This window comes from Haemophilus influenzae (assembly GCF_019703545.1).
Lineage (GTDB): Bacteria > Pseudomonadota > Gammaproteobacteria > Enterobacterales > Pasteurellaceae > Haemophilus > Haemophilus influenzae_E.
The window spans coordinates 30,871-46,392 of sequence record NZ_AP018771.1; the positions used below are offsets into that span (position 1 = coordinate 30,871).

At 38.7% G+C, this 15,522-nt stretch carries 16 protein-coding genes; 11 read left to right on the forward strand and 5 right to left on the reverse strand.

The window, feature by feature from the left end; all coding sequences use genetic code 11:
- Positions 1 to 124 precede the first annotated feature (124 nt).
- From murJ to rlmC, 7 genes are all read left to right on the forward strand, one after another.
- A complete protein-coding gene (gene murJ, locus K6J66_RS00140; protein ID WP_038440101.1) occupies positions 125 to 1,699 on the forward strand; it encodes a murein biosynthesis integral membrane protein MurJ in 1,575 nt (524 codons plus the stop codon).
- 46 nt (positions 1,700 to 1,745) lie between these two features.
- On the forward strand, positions 1,746 to 2,672 hold the full coding sequence (gene ribF / locus K6J66_RS00145) for a bifunctional riboflavin kinase/FAD synthetase (RefSeq protein ID WP_005651578.1): 927 nt from the start codon (positions 1,746 to 1,748) through the stop codon (positions 2,670 to 2,672).
- A gap of 28 nt (positions 2,673 to 2,700) precedes the next feature.
- Positions 2,701 to 5,526: an isoleucine--tRNA ligase gene (ileS, locus tag K6J66_RS00150; protein ID WP_038440102.1), complete on the forward strand. Its 2,826-nt coding sequence runs from the start codon at positions 2,701 to 2,703 to the stop codon at positions 5,524 to 5,526.
- Positions 5,527 to 5,643: 117 nt separating this feature from the next.
- Positions 5,644 to 5,994 carry a purine nucleoside phosphoramidase gene (gene hinT, locus K6J66_RS00155; protein ID WP_005627389.1) on the forward strand — a complete coding sequence of 117 codons (351 nt, stop codon included), beginning with the start codon at positions 5,644 to 5,646 and terminating at the stop codon, positions 5,992 to 5,994.
- Positions 5,994 to 6,344: a YcfL family putative periplasmic lipoprotein gene (locus K6J66_RS00160; protein ID WP_005647993.1), complete on the forward strand. Its 351-nt coding sequence runs from the start codon at positions 5,994 to 5,996 to the stop codon at positions 6,342 to 6,344. Before hinT ends, K6J66_RS00160 begins: the two co-directional genes overlap by 1 nt.
- Before the next feature lie 3 nt (positions 6,345 to 6,347).
- Entirely contained in the window at positions 6,348 to 7,403 is a 1,056-nt protein-coding gene (gene nagZ / locus K6J66_RS00165; protein WP_038440103.1) for a beta-N-acetylhexosaminidase, read from the forward strand.
- On the forward strand, positions 7,396 to 8,574 hold the full coding sequence (gene rlmC / locus K6J66_RS00170; protein WP_038440104.1) for a 23S rRNA (uracil(747)-C(5))-methyltransferase RlmC: 1,179 nt from the start codon (positions 7,396 to 7,398) through the stop codon (positions 8,572 to 8,574). Before nagZ ends, rlmC begins: the two co-directional genes overlap by 8 nt.
- 364 nt (positions 8,575 to 8,938) lie before the next feature.
- Here rlmC and crp read toward each other — a convergent pair whose 3' ends face one another.
- Genes crp through coaBC form a run of 5 tightly spaced genes read right to left on the reverse strand, consistent with a single transcriptional unit; the run spans position 8,939 to position 12,236 of the window.
- Positions 8,939 to 9,613 (reverse strand): cAMP-activated global transcriptional regulator CRP, encoded by a 675-nt coding sequence (gene crp / locus K6J66_RS00175; protein ID WP_005647998.1) that lies wholly within the window; start codon positions 9,611 to 9,613, stop codon positions 8,939 to 8,941.
- Positions 9,598 to 9,849, reverse strand: coding sequence for a YheU family protein (locus K6J66_RS00180; protein WP_005647999.1), 252 nt, complete (start codon positions 9,847 to 9,849; stop codon positions 9,598 to 9,600). The genes crp and K6J66_RS00180 overlap by 16 nt, the downstream gene beginning before the upstream one ends.
- Before the next feature lie 21 nt (positions 9,850 to 9,870).
- The gene (gene slmA, locus K6J66_RS00185) at positions 9,871 to 10,527 is read right to left on the reverse strand and encodes a nucleoid occlusion factor SlmA (RefSeq protein ID WP_005648000.1); all 657 of its coding nucleotides are present in this window, start codon (positions 10,525 to 10,527) and stop codon (positions 9,871 to 9,873) included.
- A 3-nt stretch (positions 10,528 to 10,530) separates the two neighbouring features.
- Complete coding sequence (dut, locus tag K6J66_RS00190; RefSeq protein ID WP_005631431.1) at positions 10,531 to 10,986, reverse strand: dUTP diphosphatase; 456 nt, start codon at positions 10,984 to 10,986, stop codon at positions 10,531 to 10,533.
- 47 nt (positions 10,987 to 11,033) lie between these two features.
- Positions 11,034 to 12,236, reverse strand: coding sequence for a bifunctional phosphopantothenoylcysteine decarboxylase/phosphopantothenate--cysteine ligase CoaBC (gene coaBC / locus K6J66_RS00195; protein WP_005686217.1), 1,203 nt, complete (start codon positions 12,234 to 12,236; stop codon positions 11,034 to 11,036).
- Positions 12,237 to 12,399: 163 nt separating this feature from the next.
- Here coaBC and radC point away from each other — a divergent pair, with 163 nt between their 5' ends.
- From radC to K6J66_RS00215, 4 genes are all read left to right on the forward strand, one after another.
- Positions 12,400 to 13,065: a RadC family protein gene (radC, locus tag K6J66_RS00200; RefSeq protein WP_032821549.1), complete on the forward strand. Its 666-nt coding sequence runs from the start codon at positions 12,400 to 12,402 to the stop codon at positions 13,063 to 13,065.
- A gap of 213 nt (positions 13,066 to 13,278) precedes the next feature.
- Positions 13,279 to 13,515 (forward strand): 50S ribosomal protein L28, encoded by a 237-nt coding sequence (gene rpmB / locus K6J66_RS00205; RefSeq protein ID WP_005542826.1) that lies wholly within the window; start codon positions 13,279 to 13,281, stop codon positions 13,513 to 13,515.
- An 11-nt stretch (positions 13,516 to 13,526) separates the two neighbouring features.
- The gene (gene rpmG / locus K6J66_RS00210; RefSeq protein WP_005613503.1) at positions 13,527 to 13,697 is read left to right on the forward strand and encodes a 50S ribosomal protein L33; all 171 of its coding nucleotides are present in this window, start codon (positions 13,527 to 13,529) and stop codon (positions 13,695 to 13,697) included.
- A gap of 346 nt (positions 13,698 to 14,043) precedes the next feature.
- A complete protein-coding gene (locus K6J66_RS00215) occupies positions 14,044 to 15,408 on the forward strand; it encodes a diaminobutyrate--2-oxoglutarate transaminase (RefSeq protein WP_038440106.1) in 1,365 nt (454 codons plus the stop codon).
- Positions 15,409 to 15,522 lie beyond the last annotated feature (114 nt).

Genomic DNA, 15,522 nt, shown 5'->3' on the forward strand with positions numbered 1-15,522 from the left:
TCTTTCAATATGGGCTCACACAAACGATGTGTGGCGGATTTTATCAGTTTTTTTTCACGGAATATAGCGTAAAAACAAAATTTCTATACAATTAGGCAAAAATTTTAGGGTAGAGAAGAATATTTTGAGTAAACGACTTTTAAAATCTAGCATTGTTGTTAGTTCTATGACTTTATTATCAAGAGTGTTAGGTCTTGTACGCGATGTAGTTATCGCTCATCTCATTGGGGCTGGTGCTGCGGCGGATGTTTTTTTATTTGCTAATCGTATCCCAAATTTTCTTCGTCGTTTATTTGCTGAAGGGGCTTTTTCACAGGCTTTTGTCCCTGTTCTCGCAGAATATCAGAAATCTGGCGATATGAATAAAACCCGTGAATTTATTGGAAAAGTTTCTGGTACGCTTGGGGGATTGGTGAGTATTGTTACGATTTTGGCGATGATTGGATCGCCTGTCGTTGCCGCTTTATTTGGGATGGGCTGGTTTACCGATTGGATGAATGATGGCCCTGATGCACATAAATTTGAACAAGCCTCTCTTCTTCTTAAAATAACTTTTCCTTATTTATGGTTTGTTACTTTTGTCGCGTTTTCTGGCGCTGTGCTTAACACGATTGGAAAATTCGGCGTGATGTCTTTTTCGCCTGTACTCTTAAATATAGCGATGATTGCCACCGCACTTTTCCTTGCGCCACAAATGGATAACCCAGATCTTGCGTTAGCTATCGGGATTTTTCTAGGCGGATTATTACAGTTCTTATTCCAAATTCCATTTATGAAACAAGCCGGTTTGCTGGTGAAACCCAAATGGGCTTGGCGAGATGAAGGCGTAACAAAAATTCGTAAATTAATGATCCCTGCGTTATTTGGTGTATCGGTAAGTCAAATTAATCTTTTGCTGGATACAGTGATTGCGAGCTTCTTAATGACGGGCTCTATTAGCTGGTTGTATTATTCCGACCGCTTACTGGAATTTCCTCTCGGTTTATTTGGCATTGCGATTTCTACCGTAATTTTGCCAACGCTTGCCCGTCACCACGTTAATCGTGAAGGCGATTCAGCAAAAAGTGCGGTTGATTTTCGTAATACAATGGATTGGGGCGTGCGAATGATTTTATTACTTGGCGTTCCAGCCGCCATTGGCATTGCTGTATTGGCTCAGCCAATGTTACTTACGCTCTTTATGCGTGGAAATTTCATGCTAAATGATGTTTATGCCGCCTCTTATTCTTTATGGGCGTTTAATGCGGGTTTGCTTAGCTTTATGTTGATTAAAATCCTCGCCAATGGCTATTACGCTCGCCAAGATACCAAAACGCCAGTAAAAATTGGCATTATTGCCATGGTGAGTAATATGGGCTTTAACCTATTGGCAATTCCTTTCAGTTATGTGGGTTTAGCCATTGCTTCAGCGATGTCCGCAACTCTTAACGCCTATTTGCTCTATCGCGGCTTAGCCAAAGCGGATGTGTACCATTTTTCACGTAAAAGTGCGGTCTTTTTTGTCAAAGTTTTATTAGCTGCAATCGCAATGGGTGCGGCAGTTTGGTATTACGTGCCTGAAATCAACCAATGGGCAAAAATGGATTTCTTTATGCGTGTTTATTGGCTTGTTTGGTTGATTGTCTTAGCCGCGATAGTTTATGGTGCAACGTTGATTTTATTAGGCGTTCGCAAGCACCATTTGCTGACAAAAAACTAACTTCTCGCTATAATGCCGAAATTCTCTTATTTTCATGGATAAGGACATGCAATTAATTCGTGGGCTTCATAATGCAAATCGTGTTTTACAAGGTTGTGCGCTAACGATCGGCAACTTTGATGGCGTGCATTTAGGGCATCAAACCGTCCTTCGCCATTTGCGTCAAAAAGCTGACGAATTAAATTTACCCATGGCGGTATTGTTATTTGAATCACAGCCGCGTGAATATTTTATGGGGAAAAATGCACCAGCCCGTTTAATGCGTTTGCGTGACAAAATTTATTATCTCGAAAAGGCTAAGGTTGATGTCGTAATTGTGGCGAAATTTGACCGCACTTTTGCCGAACAGCCAGCCGATGTTTTTATTGAACAAACGCTTGTTAATCATCTACATGTGAAATTTTTAAGCATTGGCGATGATTTCAAATTCGGCTCAAAACGCCAAGGTAATTTTGCCATGTTGCAAGCAGCTAGTAAGCGTTTTGGTTTTATTGTTGAAGATAACCGTAGTTTTTGTCTAGATGCACAGCGAATTAGTAGCACGGCAATTCGCGAAGCGTTAGCGAATGATGACTTACAACTTGCAGAAAATTTACTCGGCAAGCCTTATCGTATTTTCGGGCGTGTGATTCATGGGAATAAATTAGGCAGAACAATAGGATTTCCAACGGCAAATATTCGTTTGCATAGACAAGTAAATCCAATCAAAGGCGTTTATGCCGTAAAAGTGCGGTTAAAATCGGGGGAGATTTTTAACGGCGTGGCAAACATGGGAAAACGCCCAACTATAAATGGATTAATGCAATTATTAGAAGTCCATTTATTTGATTTTTCTCAGAATATTTATGGCCAAATGGTGGAAGTGGAATTCTGCCACAAGATTAGAAACGAGATTAAATTCCCGTCTTTTGATGATTTGAAAGTGCAAATTGAGAAAGATGTAGAAACTGCGAAAGCGTTTTTTAACAGTTAATTTTAAAATGTAAAAATTGGAAAATAAAATGACAGTCGATTACAAAAACACTCTTAACCTACCGGAAACCAGCTTTCCAATGCGCGGTGATTTAGCTAAGCGCGAACCTGATATGTTGAAAAATTGGTACGAGAAAAATCTTTACCAAAAAATTCGAGAAGCGAGTAAGGGCAAAAAATCTTTTATTCTGCACGATGGCCCTCCGTATGCGAATGGTAGCATTCATATTGGTCACGCTGTAAACAAGATTCTGAAAGATATTATTATTAAATCCAAAACGGCATTAGGTTTTGATTCGCCTTATATCCCAGGTTGGGACTGCCACGGCTTGCCAATTGAATTAAAAGTAGAAGGTTTAGTGGGTAAACCAAACGAGAAAATTTCTGCGGCAGAATTTCGTCAAAAATGTCGTGAATACGCGGCGGAACAGGTCGAGGGTCAAAAGAAAGACTTTATCCGTTTAGGTGTGTTGGGCGATTGGGATAATCCATATCTCACGATGAATTTCGATACCGAAGCGAATATTATCCGCACTTTAGGTAAAGTGATTGAAAATGGTCATTTGTATAAAGGCTCAAAACCAGTTCACTGGTGTTTGGATTGCGGTTCTTCTTTAGCAGAAGCAGAAGTGGAATATGAAGACAAAGTTTCTCCGTCAATTTACGTTCGTTTCCCTGCGGAAAGTGCGGATGAAATTGAAGCTAAATTTTCTGCACAAGGTAGAGGACAAGGTAAATTATCAGCCGTCATTTGGACTACCACACCTTGGACGATGCCGTCTAACCGTGCGATTGCGGTAAATGCAGACTTAGAATACAACTTAGTCCAACTTGGCGACGAGCGTGTAATTTTAGCCGCTGAATTAGTTGAGTCCGTAGCGAAAGCCGTGGGCGTAGAACAAGTTAAAATTTTAGGTTCAGTAAAAGGTGCTGATCTTGAATTAAGCCGTTTCCATCATCCATTCTATGATTTTACTGTACCAGTGATTTTAGGCGATCACGTAACCACTGATGGCGGTACGGGTTTAGTACATACCGCACCTGATCACGGTTTAGACGACTTTATCGTGGGTAAACAATATGATTTACCAATGGCGGGTCTTGTATCGAATGATGGTAAATTTATTTCAACGACCGAATTCTTTGCAGGCAAAGGCGTATTTGAAGCAAATCCGCTTGTGATAGAAAAATTACAAGAAGTAGGTAACTTATTAAAAGTTGAAAAAATCAAACACAGCTATCCACACTGCTGGCGTCACAAAACGCCAATTATTTTCCGTGCAACACCGCAATGGTTTATCGGCATGGAAACGCAAGGTTTACGCCAACAAGCATTAGGCGAAATCAAACAAGTTCGCTGGATTCCAGATTGGGGTCAAGCACGTATCGAGAAAATGGTTGAAAACCGCCCAGACTGGTGTATTTCACGCCAACGTACTTGGGGCGTGCCGATGACCTTGTTCGTGCATAAAGAAACCGAAGAACTTCATCCGCGTACCTTAGAGCTACTTGAAGAAGTGGCGAAACGTGTAGAAAGAGCGGGTATTCAAGCGTGGTGGGATTTAGACGAAAAAGAATTATTAGGGGCGGATGCAGAAACCTATCGCAAAGTGCCAGATACCCTTGACGTATGGTTTGACTCAGGATCAACCTATTCTTCTGTTGTGGCGAATCGTCCGGAATTTAACGGTCAAGATATTGATATGTATTTGGAAGGTTCCGACCAACACCGTGGCTGGTTTATGTCTTCTTTAATGCTTTCTACTGCAACAGACAGCAAAGCACCATACAAGCAAGTATTAACTCACGGTTTCACTGTGGATGGTCAAGGCCGTAAGATGTCAAAATCTATCGGTAACATCGTGACACCACAAGAAGTCATGGATAAATTCGGTGGTGATATTTTACGTTTATGGGTTGCTTCAACAGACTATACAGGCGAAATGACCGTTTCTGATGAGATCTTAAAACGTGCAGCGGACAGCTATCGTCGTATTCGTAACACCGCTCGTTTCTTATTAGCAAACTTGAATGGTTTTGATCCAAAACGTGATTTAGTCAAACCAGAAGAAATGATTAGCCTAGATCGTTGGGCGGTAGCTTGTGCATTAGATGCACAAAATGAAATTAAAGATGCATACGATAACTATCAATTCCACACTGTGGTACAACGTTTAATGCGTTTCTGTTCGGTAGAAATGGGGTCATTCTATTTAGATATTATCAAAGACCGTCAATATACAACCAAAGCAGACAGCCTTGCGCGTCGTAGTTGCCAAACTGCGTTATGGCATATTGCTGAAGCATTAGTTCGTTGGATGGCACCGATCTTATCTTTCACTGCCGATGAAATTTGGAAACACTTGCCACAAACTGAAAGTACTCGTGCGGAATTCGTATTTACTGAAGAATTCTATCAAGGCTTATTTGGTTTAGGCGAGGATGAAAAATTAGATGATGCTTACTGGCAACAACTGATTAAAGTTCGTTCAGAAGTAAACCGTGTATTAGAAATTTCTCGTAACAATAAAGAAATAGGCGGCGGTTTAGAAGCAGAAGTGACCGTTTATGCTAATGACGAATATCGTACATTGTTAGCACAATTAGGTAATGAATTACGTTTCGTATTAATTACCTCAAAAGTAGATGTGAAATCTTTAGCGGAAAAACCTGCTGATTTAGCGGACAGCGAATTAGAGGGTATTGCAGTAAGCGTAACACGTTCTAACGCAGAAAAATGCCCTCGTTGCTGGCATTATTCTGACGAAATTGGGGTAAGCCCAGAACATCCAACACTTTGTGCACGTTGTGTAGAAAATGTAGTGGGCAATGGAGAAGTTCGACACTTTGCATAATTAAATTCATTGTAAAACAAAAAGTGCGATTGTTTTGCTCAGTCCTTAAAAGTTAGACTAAATAAGCAACAATTATGGACAGATTAATTCGCCGCACTTTTTTATAGGGAGCAAACAATGGCAGAAGAAACAATTTTTAGTAAAATTATCCGTAAAGAAATTCCGGCAAATATCGTCTATCAAGATGAATTAGTCACTGCATTTCGTGATATTTCCCCTCAAGCTAAAACACATATTTTGATTATTCCAAATAAAGTCATTCCCACAGTGAATGATGTGACGGAGCAAGATGAAGTAGCGCTAGGTCGATTATTTAGCGTAGCGGCTAAACTCGCTAAAGAAGAAGGTGTTGCGGAAGATGGTTACCGCCTAATTGTGAATTGTAATAAACATGGTGGGCAAGAAGTATTCCATTTACATATGCATTTAGTTGGTGGAGAACCTTTAGGTAGAATGTTAGCGAAATAATGAAAAAATATTTTCTAATTTTAGCGAGCTTTATGCTCGTGGCTTGTTCAAGTTCAGAACAAAACTTAACTTATTCAACAAAGCCGATTTTGAATATTACGTCGTCTCTTTCGCCTTTGATTCAAGTTGAAACGACTCAAAAATCAGCGGTTATAAAAAATAAAAGTCAGCAACTTTTGAATATAAGTTACCATTTGTATTGGTACGATCATTTAGGGGTAACCCAAATTTGGGAAAATCAGCAAGAAAGCTATTCCGCTCAATTTTTGCTAAAACCACAAGAGCAAAAATCGATTGATTTAACTAAACCTACTGTAGAAAGTAAAAATTATCGCCTTTATTTAAAATAATTTATGAGCTCGTTGTTAATTGATTTAAACGGAAAAGAGTTGGAACAAGAGGAAGTTGAGTTACTTTCTCACCCTCTTGTTGCAGGATTAATTTTATTTACTCGAAATTTTGAAAACAGAGAACAAATTCAAGAATTAATTCGTTCTGTTCGCCAACGAGTGAAAAAGCCTTTATTAATTACGGTGGATCAAGAAGGTGGACGAGTTCAACGTTTCCGTGATGGATTTACAATGTTGCCTTCAATGCAGGCTTTTCAAGAAACACTGTCAGCAACTGAACAAGTGAGTTTTGCTAAAGAAGCAGGTTGGCAAATGGCAGCAGAAATGATTGCCTTGGATATTGACTTGAGTTTTGCTCCTGTGTTGGATTTGGGGCATGAATGTCGAGCGATTGGTGATCGCAGTTTTTCATCTGATGTAAAAAGTGCGGTAAATTTAGCCACCGCTTTTATTGATGGTATGCATCAAGCAGGTATGGCATCTACAGGTAAACATTTTCCCGGTCATGGTCATGTATTAGCCGATTCTCATTTAGAAACGCCTTATGATGATCGTGCAAAAGACGAAATTTTTAGTTTCGATCTCCAACCTTTCCAACAGTTAATTTCACAAAATAAACTCGATGCGATTATGCCTGCTCACGTGATTTATTCGCAATGTGATAGTCAGCCTGCAAGTGGTTCAAAATATTGGTTGAAAGAAATTTTACGCAAGAAATTAAATTTCCAAGGTACAATTTTTTCCGATGATCTAGGAATGAAAGGCGCGGGAGTAATGGGGAATTTTGTAGAGCGTAGTAAAAAAGCACTCAATGCAGGTTGCGATCTTTTATTACTGTGTAATGAACGTGAGGGCGTAATTCAAGTGGTGGATAACCTAAAACTGGCTAAAAATCAACCGCACTTTATGGCTCGTCAAGCTCGCTTACAAAGTTTATTTAAACGTAGAGTGATTAATTGGAACGACTTAATTTCAGATCAACGTTGGAGACTTAATTATCAAAAACTAGCTGATATTCAACATCGTTGGTTAGACATTCAGGCAGCAAAAAATGATTGATTGTCGATACTATCAACAAAATGAATGTCGTTCTTGTCAATGGCTTGAAATACCTTATAGTCAGCAGCTAACTGAAAAACAATATCATTTAAAACAGCAACTGATTTCTATTAATTACGATGAAGCTCAATGGGTAGCTCCTTTTCAATCTAATGAACAAGGCTTTCGTAATAAAGCTAAAATGGTTGTTAGTGGTAGTGTTGAACGCCCGATACTTGGCATTTTAAAAAATCCTAATGATCCACAAAGTGCGATTGATTTGTGTGATTGTCCTCTTTATCCTACACATTTTTCAGCAATTTTTTCAATTCTCAAAGATTTTATTGGTCGTGCAGGTTTAGTACCTTATAACATTGCTAAACAAAAAGGCGAGCTTAAATATATTTTGCTGACAGAAAGTATTGCGACGGAAAAATTGATGTTGCGTTTTGTGTTACGTACAGAAAATAAATTGCCATTAATTCGTCGGGAATTACCCAAATTATTGGAAAAATTACCGCACTTAGAAGTGATTAGTATTAATTTGCAACCACAGCACGCGGCTATTTTAGAGGGCGAACAAGAAATTTTTCTGACAGAACAACAATTTTTGCCTGAAAATTTTAACGGTATTCCACTCTTTATTCGTCCACAAGGCTTCTTTCAAACTAACCCTAAAGTGGCTGCAGGTTTATATGCAACCGCTCAACAATGGGTGGCTGAATTCCCTATTTATAACCTGTGGGATTTATTTTGTGGCGTAGGGGGATTTGGCTTACATTGTGCTAAAGCGTTGCAGGAAAAATGGGGAAAACCCATTAAATTAACAGGAATTGAAATTTCTTCCTCTGCTATTTTGGCAGCCAGTCATTCTGCGAAAATATTAGGTTTAGAACATGTAAATTTCCAATCTCTAAATGCAGCAAGCGTGATGGAAAATAAAAATGAAAATAAGCCAGATCTTGTGATTGTAAATCCGCCGCGTCGTGGAATTGGAAAGCAATTAAGTGAATTTCTCAACCAAATTCAACCGCACTTTATCTTGTATTCCAGCTGTAATGCCATGACGATGGGTAAAGATTTACAGCATCTAACTTGTTATAAACCATTGAAAATTCAACTTTTTGATATGTTTCCGCAAACATCTCACTATGAAGTATTAGTTTTACTAGAAAGAAAAAAGATTAATTAAGGTAAGCTAGAAAAGGCTAGGGAATTTGAAAGAAGGGTGGTGGAACTAAGCAGAATTGGTCTTAACAGCAAGTGGCTTACTGCACGCATCCCTGCGGGATTTCTACCCAGCCCACCATAGATTAAAAAATGCATCTCGGTGTTCTAGCTTTTGCAGCATAAAACTATGCAATAAGGTTTAAACCTTTAAAGCCACTATATCAGGAGACCAATCCTGTCTTCCTACAATATCCGTAAGAAGTGGGGCAATGATAAAATCCTTTATATTAATTGTCAATTAATGTTTTGAATATTATTTCCAATTAAACAAAAACCACCCAAATTAATTTTGGATGGTTTTATTTTGAATAAATTATGATGAAAAATTATCTTGCGCCATATACAACGATTGTTTTTCCATGAGCGTGGATAAGATTCTGATCCTCCAACATCTTAATAATGCGCCCCACAGTTTCTCGTGAACAACCCACCATTTGCCCTATTTCTTGGCGTGTAATTTTGATTTGCATACCATCAGGATGCGTCATTGCTTCAGGCTGTTTAGCTAAGTTCATTAAAGTTTGAGCGATGCGACCTGCGACGTCTAAAAATGCCAAATTCGTGACTTGACGTGATGTATTTTGCAAACGTCTTGCCAATTGTGCAGTGAGAAACATTAAGATTTCAGGGTTTGCCTGAATCAACTGGCGATATTTCTTATAGGAAATTTCAGCAATTTCACATGTTGTTTTTGTTTTTACCCAAGCTGATCGTTTTGAACCTTCATCAAATAATCCCGCTTCGCCAAAAAATTGTCCTGCACCTAAGTAAGTGAGGATCATCTCTTTGCCTTCATCATCTTTTGAAGATACCATTACAGAACCTTTAATTACGTAATACAGCGTGGTCGCATCTTCCCCAGCATGAATTAAAGTTGATTTTGCAGGATACTTATGCAAATGGCAGTGAGTAAGAAACCAATCTAAAACGGGATCTCGTTGAGTTGCTTCTTCTTGAGAGGAGGTTACAACTTCATCAATTTCGGTTAATTCATTTGACATTCTTGCTCCTTACATTCCTGTTTCAAAAATTCCGTTTTATTTTTGATGTCAATGGATTCATGTAATTCAGACCATACAATCAACGCAATTCCATTGCGAATTTGAGTCAGTAAAAGTTGTTTTTTCTGGTTGAGTGAAAGTTCTTCTATACCGTAATCGGTTCCTTCGCGTAAAATCACGCTTTCTACGATATTATCTAATGTTTCTGCTTCTAGTTCTTGCCAAGGAATAATCATATATTTACTCGGTAAAGTCAATTAGGCAAAAAGTGGCTCGATAAAACGCCATTGTTGTTCAAAAGACTGACTTGAATTCAGACGGAAATTTGTACGAACATAGCGCATAAATTGTCCTTCGCAGAGTGTCACTAAATGTGAGGCAATTATACGTTCATCCACGTTGAAAGCACGCCCTTCACGTAATTTACGCATTTGCAAAATATTGACAAACTGCATCTCAAGACGATCGAAAAATTGTGCCACACGTGCTTGTAATTGCGCTTCTTCAAACATTAATGCGTGACCTGTTAGAACACGTGTTAAGCCGGGATTTTTTCGGGCAAAATCCAAAATTGTTTGTAAAATGTCGTGAATGCGATTCATTGTTTGAGTTTCGTTACGCATTGATGCTGTAATTCGGCTCAGCAAAGTACTTTCAATATGTTCAATTAGTGCTTCAAACATTTTTGTTTTGCTTGGAAAGTAACGATATAAAGCAGCTTCCGACACACCAACTTCTTTTGCTAGACGAGCGGTTGTCATTCTTTCCATTCCACGTTCAGAATGAAGCATATGTATCAATACTGTAAGCACTTGCTGACGACGTTCTTTTACCGTTCTTTTTTCAATTTTCGGTGTTTCAATTTTAGGCGCAATTTCTTCTACGCCTGATAAAGATAATTGTTCTTCTACCATAAATTATTGTTTACCTGAATGACCGAAACCGCCTTCTCCACGTTCGGTTTGTTGAAAATCTTCTACAATATTAAATTCAGCTTGCACTACTGGCACGAAAACAAGTTGAGCAATACGATCGCCGACTTCAATTTTGAATGGTTCATTTCCACGGTTCCACATTGATACCATTAATGGTCCTTGATAATCGGAGTCAATTAATCCCACAAGGTTTCCTAACACAATGCCGTGTTTATGGCCAAGACCCGAGCGAGGCAAAATCACAGCAGCTAAATTGGGATCCGCAATATAAATTGATAGCCCTGTCGGAATTAATTTGGTTTCGCCTGGTTGAATTTCAAAGCTTTCATCGATCAACGCACGTAAATCAAGGCCTGCTGAACCTTCAGTTGCGTAAGTTGGCAAAGGAAATTCATTGCCAATGCGAGAATCTAAAATTTTTACGTCAATTTTTTTCATTTAATACTCCGTTTGAAATTCATTTTTAGGTAAAAGTGCGGTTGGAATTATAAGGTTTTTTGATAGCGTTCGATGATTTCATTGACTAAATCAGCGGCAAGTTCTACTTTTGATTTTAGCGATAATTTTTTATGACCATTTTTCCAAAAAAGCTGCAAGGCATTTTCATCAGCGTTAAAAACTTGTCCGCCAGATACATCGTTGGCACAAATCATATCAAGATTTTTGCGTTCAAGTTTATCTTTTGCATAATCATCAATATTTTGGGTTTCGGCTGCAAATCCAACAGTAAAAGGACGATGTGTTTTTAAATGTCCTACATCTGAGATAATATCGGGATTTTTAATTAATTTGATAGATATTTCATCGCCAGATTTTTTGATTTTTTGTTCTGCAACTTCAGATACTCTGTAATCAGCGACAGCCGCACAACCAATAAAAATTTGATTTTTTACCGCACTTTCAAGAGAGGCTTGCCACATTTCTTGTGCTGAGATGACATTAATTCGATTTACATTTTTTGGTGTTGTTAAATTCACGGGGCCTGCAATCAGCGTGACGTTCGCCCCTCGTTTTGCAAATGCTTCAGCAATCGCAAATCCCATTTTTCCTGAACTATGGTTAGAAATATAACGAACAGGATCGATTGCCTCGCGCGTTGGGCCTGCTGTAATAGCGACATTTAATCCTTGTAGATCTTGTTTTTGAGAGAAAAAGTCAGAAAGTGCGGTAAAAATTTCCTCTGGTTCTGACATACGTCCTTTCCCCATATCGCCGCAAGCTTGAAAACCACTATTGGGGCCAATAAGCTCAATCCCACGTGTTTGCAGAGTCGTTAAATTTTGTTGAGTAATGGATTGGCGATACATCTGCTGATTCATTGCTGGTGCAAGAAAAATTGGCGCATTAGTCGCAAGACAAATTGTTGAAAGTAAATCATTCGCCATGCCTACAGTAAGACGGGCAATAAAGTCTGCACTAGCTGGCGCAATAATAATGGCATCAGCCCATTTGGCAAGTTCAATATGACCCATTGCCAGCTCTGCTTGTGGATCAAGTAAAGATTGTGCGACAGCATTGCCAGAAATGGCTTGAAGCGTTAAAGGAGTAACAAATTCTGCTGCAGCTGGGGTTAATACTACACGTACTTCGGCTTCTGCTTTGCGTAATAAACGAATCAACTCTATTGTTTTATAGGCTGCAATACCGCCAGTTATGCCAACTACAATATGCTTTCCGTTTAATTTCATGTTTCAACCTTTGTTAGTACTTAGCCACAATTTCGTTATTTTACTTTAATTTTATTGAATGCCCAACGCTATTTTTACGATATGCATCGCAGATTTTGAATCACTTGCTCGTCAAACCTAAAAAGTGCGGTCAAAATCTTTCTTATTTTTCTTTTATAAATATATGGAAAACAATGATGAATTAATGCCACGGGAAAAATTGCTGGCATTCGGAGCAAAAGCATTAAGTGATTATGAACTACTTGCGATTTTTTTACGTACTGGTATCAAAGGTTGTCCTGTTATGTCACTTTCTAAAAATGTATTAACGCATTTTGGCTCCTTGCACGCTTTACTTTCCGCAGATAAAAAAGCTTTCTGTTCTGTAAAAGGCTTAGGTATTACGCAATTTATTCAACTGCAAGCGATTACGGAAATGACCAAGCGTTATTTAAAGCAAGATATGTTAAGTACGCCGATTATTAATGATCCTGAAACGGTAAAACTTTTTTTACTCACTGAATTGCAATGCGAGGAAAGAGAAGTATTTATGGTTTTATTTTTAGATAATCAACATCGTTTGATTAAAAAAGAGCGGTTATTTTTAGGTACAATTAATGTATCAGCGGTTTATCCGCGAGAAATTATTAAAGAAGCACTCTATTGTAATGCGGCAGCTTTAATTTTGGCACATAATCATCCTTCAGGTATAACGGAGCCGAGTTATTCGGATCAGCTTATTACTAAAAAAATTCAAGATGCGGCTGAACTAATGGAAATTCGCGTGCTTGATCATTTAATTGTAGGGAAAAGCGATTGTTATTCTTTCGCGGAGAATTGTTTATTATAAATTTTTATAATATTGACCATTTTTTTACCGATTACATTCAGGAAAATCGCATTTACACTTGAGAAATGAAAACAAAGTCAGTATAATTTGCGACCTTTAATATAGTAAGCGGGTCGGATTAGCGCGACCTGACGAGGTAGCAAGCTAGGTTTAACCAGCTTTAAACAATCCGAACCGTAAGCTCGAGCTTATATTTAATTATTGGAGATTATTATGTCTAGAGTTTGTCAAGTAACAGGCAAGCGTCCAGCTGTGGGTAATAACCGCTCACACGCAATGAATGCGACACGTCGTCGTTTTCTTCCAAACCTTCACACTCACCGTTTTTGGGTTGAAAGTGAAAACCGTTTCGTAACCTTACGTTTAACTGCGAAAGGTATGCGTATTATTGATAAAAAAGGCATTGATGCAGTATTAGCTGAAATCCGTGCTCGTGGCGAAAAAATCTAAGGAGCTAAAAAATGGCAGCTAAAGGTGCTCGTGAGAAAATCCGTTTAGTTTCTACTGCAGAGACAGGTCACTTCTACACAACTGATAAAAACAAACGTAATATGCCTGAAAAAATGGAAATCAAAAAATTTGATCCAGTAGTGCGTAAACACGTTATCTATAAAGAAGCAAAAATCAAATAATATTGATTTAATTATTTTAAACCCGAGTAGAAACTCGGGTTTTTTATTTGTTCTTATTAGAAACGTTTGCTTTTTATTTAGACGTTTGACTCGTAAGAAGCTAAATTTGCTTTTCATATTGCAAAAAAAATATACAATTGTCCCCGTTTTGACGTAACCCTACATCAAAACCTGTTTCCAACCTAGCCCGTCCAATGGGCAAACTAGGGTAAAAACAAAAAAGCTGAAACGCTTTTTTTAATAAGTAGCGAGTCAAATGCCCTATGTGTCTGTTTTATAAACAGTAAATTTATCGCAAGGCACCCGACTTATTTTTTTCACCTCTTTTAGAAGGTTTTAATCAAAAATGACAATGATTACCCCTGTACAAGCAATTCTTGCTTCAAACCAACATTTTTTAGATCGCCAAGATGTAATGGAATCCAACGTACGTAGTTATCCTCGTAAATTACCTTTTGCCTATGCAAAAGCACAAGGCTGTTGGGTTACTGATGTTGAAGGTAATGAATACCTAGACTTTTTAGCAGGCGCAGGAACCCTTGCATTAGGACATAATCATCCTATATTAATGCAAGCCATTAAAGACGTATTAGATAGCGGATTGCCGTTACACACTTTAGATTTAACCACTCCACTTAAAGATGCGTTTAGTGAAGAATTATTGTCATTCTTCCCGAAAGATAAATATATCTTACAATTCACAGGCCCTTCTGGTGCAGATGCAAATGAAGCAGCCATCAAATTAGCCAAAACTTACACAGGGCGTGGCAATATCATTGCTTTCTCTGGCGGTTTTCACGGTATGACCCAAGGGGCATTAGCCTTAACAGGTAATCTTGGTGCAAAAAATGCCGTTGAAAATTTAATGCCTGGCGTACAATTTATGCCATATCCACACGAATACCGCTGCCCATTTGGCATTGGTGGAGAAGCGGGCGCGAAAGCAGTTGAACAATACTTTGAAAACTTCATCGAAGATGTAGAAAGTGGCGTAGTAAAACCAGCTGCAGTAATTTTAGAAGCAATCCAAGGAGAAGGCGGCGTTGTTCCAGCACCAATAAGCTTCTTACAAAAAGTACGTGAAGTAACCCAAAAACACGGCATTTTAATGATCGTCGATGAAGTGCAAGCTGGTTTCTGCCGTTCTGGAAAAATGTTCGCCTTTGAACACGCAGGCATTGAGCCTGATATTATTGTGATGTCAAAAGCAGTTGGTGGCAGCTTACCATTAGCTGTATTAGCTATTCGTAAAGAATTTGATGCTTGGCAACCTGCAGGACATACAGGTACATTTCGTGGCAATCAATTAGCGATGGCGACAGGTTACGCTTCACTTAAAATTATGCGTGATGAAAACCTCGCACAAAATGCCCAAGAGCGTGGTGAATACTTAACCAACGCATTACGCGAATTAAGCAAAGAATATCCGTGCATCGGCAACGTACGTGGTCGTGGCTTAATGATGGGGATCGATATTGTAGACGAACGCCAATCGAAAGATGCGACAGGGGCTTACCCGCGCGATTGTGAATTAGCGGCAGCAATCCAAAAAGCTTGCTTCAAAAACAAACTCTTGCTCGAACGTGGCGGACGCGGTGGCAACGTGGTTCGCGTGCTTTGTGCGGTAAACATCAACCAAAATGAATGCGAAGAATTTATCAAACGTTTCAAGCAGTCTGTAGCAGACGCATTAAAAGCCGTGAGAGGCTAAAGTGCGGTTAAATTTTGCAAAATTTTTGCGAATTTTGACCGCTTAGTAATTACTCCCTCTTTAGAAAAGAAGAGCAAGGGGGAGATTTGATTACAATGTTTAATTACTCACAAG

Excerpts from the sequence above, each read along its gene's own strand:
- K6J66_RS00180 (WP_005647999.1), bottom strand. The coding sequence starts at position 9,849 with ATGATTATTCCTTGGCAAGAACTAGAAGCAGAAACATTAGATAATATC.
- K6J66_RS00160 (WP_005647993.1), top strand. The coding sequence starts at position 5,994 with ATGAAAAAATATTTTCTAATTTTAGCGAGCTTTATGCTCGTGGCTTGT.
- hinT (WP_005627389.1), top strand. The coding sequence starts at position 5,644 with ATGGCAGAAGAAACAATTTTTAGTAAAATTATCCGTAAAGAAATTCCG.
- rpmB (WP_005542826.1), top strand. The coding sequence starts at position 13,279 with ATGTCTAGAGTTTGTCAAGTAACAGGCAAGCGTCCAGCTGTGGGTAAT.
- nagZ (WP_038440103.1), top strand. The coding sequence starts at position 6,348 with ATGAGCTCGTTGTTAATTGATTTAAACGGAAAAGAGTTGGAACAAGAG.
- rpmG (WP_005613503.1), top strand. The coding sequence starts at position 13,527 with ATGGCAGCTAAAGGTGCTCGTGAGAAAATCCGTTTAGTTTCTACTGCA.
- ribF (WP_005651578.1), top strand. The coding sequence starts at position 1,746 with ATGCAATTAATTCGTGGGCTTCATAATGCAAATCGTGTTTTACAAGGT.
- radC (WP_032821549.1), top strand. The coding sequence starts at position 12,400 with ATGGAAAACAATGATGAATTAATGCCACGGGAAAAATTGCTGGCATTC.
- dut (WP_005631431.1), bottom strand. The coding sequence starts at position 10,986 with ATGAAAAAAATTGACGTAAAAATTTTAGATTCTCGCATTGGCAATGAA.
- coaBC (WP_005686217.1), bottom strand. The coding sequence starts at position 12,236 with ATGAAATTAAACGGAAAGCATATTGTAGTTGGCATAACTGGCGGTATT.
- rlmC (WP_038440104.1), top strand. The coding sequence starts at position 7,396 with ATGATTGATTGTCGATACTATCAACAAAATGAATGTCGTTCTTGTCAA.
- K6J66_RS00215 (WP_038440106.1), top strand. The coding sequence starts at position 14,044 with ATGACAATGATTACCCCTGTACAAGCAATTCTTGCTTCAAACCAACAT.
- ileS (WP_038440102.1), top strand. The coding sequence starts at position 2,701 with ATGACAGTCGATTACAAAAACACTCTTAACCTACCGGAAACCAGCTTT.
- crp (WP_005647998.1), bottom strand. The coding sequence starts at position 9,613 with ATGTCAAATGAATTAACCGAAATTGATGAAGTTGTAACCTCCTCTCAA.
- slmA (WP_005648000.1), bottom strand. The coding sequence starts at position 10,527 with ATGGTAGAAGAACAATTATCTTTATCAGGCGTAGAAGAAATTGCGCCT.